This is a genomic window from Ruania rhizosphaerae, assembly GCF_009805705.1.
In the GTDB taxonomy this organism is placed as follows: Bacteria; Actinomycetota; Actinomycetes; order Actinomycetales; family Beutenbergiaceae; genus Ruania; species Ruania rhizosphaerae.
Map to the genome: position 1 here is coordinate 1 of NZ_VSMB01000027.1, position 3,612 is coordinate 3,612.

2 protein-coding genes are annotated in these 3,612 nt (G+C 62.4%); one reads left to right on the plus strand and one right to left on the minus strand.

What is annotated here, in order from left to right; translation table 11 throughout:
- On the minus strand, positions 1–811 hold an 811-nt coding region (locus FV560_RS19870), incomplete at its 3' end, for a hypothetical protein (RefSeq protein ID WP_200837839.1).
- Positions 812–1,101: 290 nt separating this feature from the next.
- Between FV560_RS19870 and FV560_RS19875 the strand changes: the two genes are divergently transcribed.
- A partial coding sequence (locus FV560_RS19875; protein WP_200837841.1) for an SdrD B-like domain-containing protein occupies positions 1,102–3,612 on the plus strand: 2,511 nt, incomplete at its 3' end.

Sequence of the window (3,612 nt, forward strand, 5' to 3'; positions counted from 1 at the left end):
GGTGAACCGCCGTACCCGCATTCGGCACAGTCGCCCACAACTCCGTGTTCCCCGGACCACCACCATCGACATCGGTCCGGTACAGACCACCACTACCGCCCGGGCCGTACTCGGTGTACGCCTTCGCGTAAGCGGCCGAATAGATCTGGTTCGTGGTGTGATCCCAAGCAGCCCCGAAGACAGTGCCTGTCTCGTCCTGCGTCGCAACTGTGGTGATCCCGTCCGTGTTGTCACCGGTGTCGTTCGTCGCCGGCCCACGGTTGTCCCAGTCGGTCACCATCAACGACCGGGTATCTCCATCACCGAACCGGTCGATCTGCTGCGCGACAGCCAACGGCGCATCCTCGGGCATGTACGTATCTGGGTTCCAGACGCCGACGTGGATCGTCTGCGTCGAACCGTCGACGAACGTGGTGAAGCTACGGAACGCATTCGCAGTGTCAGCAGTCGCCGCCGGCGCAGCCTGAAGATGGTCGAGCTCAGGATCGGTCACGGCGACATCGACACGGAACCCCTCCCCCGACAGCGTCGACAGATCGAAGGACACCTGACCCGAGAAGTCCGTCACCAACGGCCCAATCGAGTCCGTCCCATCCGTGACAGTCACCTCGACACCAGCCTGCGGCGGATCGAACGCCGCGTCATAGACACCATCGCCAGAGAAGTCACGACTGACCTGAACCGTCAACACGCCATCACCCGGAGCCGCCGAGGCGGTAGGAAGCGCAAGCACACCTACACCGGCGATACCAGACACGACTGCCAGCGCTAGGGCTGCAGCGCTCGCCACCAGCCGTCCGAACCCACTCATCCGATGCCCTCCCTCGCGGCTTGCGTAGTGCACGCACTGTGGCGGAACGTAGCACGCAATGTGACGAAGGCGACAGAGGTTTGCGCACATTCATGCGACCGGATTTGAACAGTTGAGCAGCGAACGGCGGCGCAGCATCATTCCCGATGCACACGTGACACCGCATCAACCACCCGCGTCGTTACCAAACCGTGACATGGTCGCTATACGGTCGACTGGTAGGTTCCGACCATCGGGAGCAGTGTTCCCACATGACGGGAAGCGGCCCATCCAACCATCTCGGGGGAGATATGAAACTGCGAAGGATGCTTGCTGCTGGTGCAGCGTGCGCGCTGACTGGCGGCCTGCTGGCCGCGGGCGTGGCCCCGGCTGTAGCCGCGCCGACAGACGGGTCCATCACGGTGATGGTCGTTGAGGACCGGAACGTGGACAGTGTGCGCGATGCTGAGGATCTGCCGTTGGAGAGCGTGCAGGTGCGGTTCGTTGATGCTGCCGGGGATGCGATCACCCGCAACACTGATGCCAGTGGTGTGGTGACACTGTTGCCGGCGGACAACTCACTGGCGGGTGGGCAGTACCGGGTGGAGGTCCAGAACCCGGACACCGGGTCCTACACCGAGGCCCAAATCCTGGATGGCCACGCCGAGCCCGAGTTCGCGCCAGCGGTGTCGTTCGTCGATGTTGCTGACGGGCAGGACGCGACGCTATCGGTCGGGTATGTCGATCCTTCACGGCTCGGACCCGACGGGGCCACCGTGTTCTCGGCAATCCAGCCCGATGATGTCTGGCCAGAGCCGAGCGAACTTCGAGAGATGTACTCGATCGACTACGCGCTCACGCAGTCCAAACTCGCCGAGTTGACCGCGCGACACACGCTCGGCTCGGTGTACGGAATCGGCATTGATCAGACCGAGATGGATCTCTATGTCGGCGCCTACGCTAAGCGCGGATCGCTCTACGGCTCGGAAGGCCCCGGTGCTCTGTACCGCGTCAATGCGCTGACCGGCGAGGATGAGCTCTACGCAACCGTCGACGACGCAGGAACGACAGAGCACGACATCGACGCCGTCAATCCCGAAGGACACGAACTCCAGGACTTCGCATTCCGCACGGCAGTGGGCCGCGAGTCCCTTGGCGACGTTGACGTCACTGAGGACGACTCCTACGTCACGGTGGTCAACATGAACACCGACTCCCTCGTAGTCTACCCGGTACAGGAGGCCACCAACCCTGCCCCGATCCAGACTCTGGCCGTACCCGCCCCACTAGACTGCACCGCGGACTGGGCACCCATGGCGCTCGAGGAGCACGACGGCGTTCTCTACGTCGGTGCAATCTGCGGTGCGACATTGCAGGCACACCTCCTTACCTACGAGCGAGCCGCAGATGGCACACTGACGGCCACCGGCACGACCTACGAGGGCGACGTCACGACGACACCCGGTCGCGAGGACCAGTCTGCTGAGTTGCAGTTTGCGGGCGGCGTTTGCTCCTCTGCGGAATGGTTCGCTTGGAGCGATGATCTACCGCAGGAGTGCCTGGACGTCGCGCCGTTCAACGCTCCCATTAACCCGTCAGCGGTCGAGATCTCCGCTCAGTACAGTGCCGCTCAGCCGATGCTGGCCGACATCGAGATCACTGACGCCGGCCAGTTCATTCTGAGCTTCCGCGACCGGATGAGCGACCAGCACGGGTCCATCCTGTACATGGGCGAGCGGACCAACGGCGACGCTGCCTACGCGAACAACGTGGTGGCAGGCGACATCGTTGCTGTGGAGTTGGACGAAGCCGCAGGGACGATCGATTTCACGGCTCGTGATGATTTCGAAGACCGCGCTCGGCAACACTACGAATCCGGATTCTCGGGCATCGTGCACGTCGACGGAACTGATCGCGTCGTCTCCAACCTTATGGACGCCAACGGAGCAGCATGGAATAACGGACTCCGAGCCTTCGACCCGCAGACTGGCGACATGATCTCGCCGTCGTCTGGCGGCAGCGGAATCCTCGTCTCAGAGGACTTCCAGAAGGGCCAGGGTTTGGCTGACCTTGAGGCATTGGTCCTCGAGCAGACACAGCAGATCGGCAACCGGGTGTGGATGGATACCGACGAGGATGGCATTCAAGATCCGGATGAGGCTCCCGTTGAAGGTGTGCAGGTGAGCCTGTACGACGACGCAGGTGTGCTGGTGGCCACGACCGAGACCGATGAGAACGGTGAGTACTGGTTCGACACCGCCGATGGGTTGCTGCCCGAGACCGACTATCAGGTGCGTCTGGACCGTGAAGCCGACTTCCAAAGTGGTGGCCCCTTGGCCGGGACCTCGCCGACCGATGACGATGCCGGATTCAACGAAGACATCGATAGCAACGGCGTAGCAGCTGACCCTGACTCCGGGCTAGGCGACCACGTCGTGCTGGCTGAGATCACGAGCCCTGATCCGGGCGAGAACGACCACTCGATCGACTTCGGCTTCGTGCCCCCAGAGTTCGTGTCGGTGGGTGACTATGTCTGGATTGATGAGGACCGTGATGGCATCCAGGACGAGGGTGAGACCCCGGTTGAGGGGGTGACGGTCACGTTGCTCGATGAGAACGAGGACGTGGTTGGCACGACGGTCACTGATGAGGACGGGTATTACGTCTTCACTGATCTGCCGATCAGCACTGATTACACGATCGAGTTCCCGACCACGGTGGTGGTTGATGGGCAGGATTACCCGTTGACTCAGACTGGTGCTGGCGAGGACGAGGGTGTGGATTCGAACCCGGATCAGGGCACGGGTCAGTTCTCGTTCACG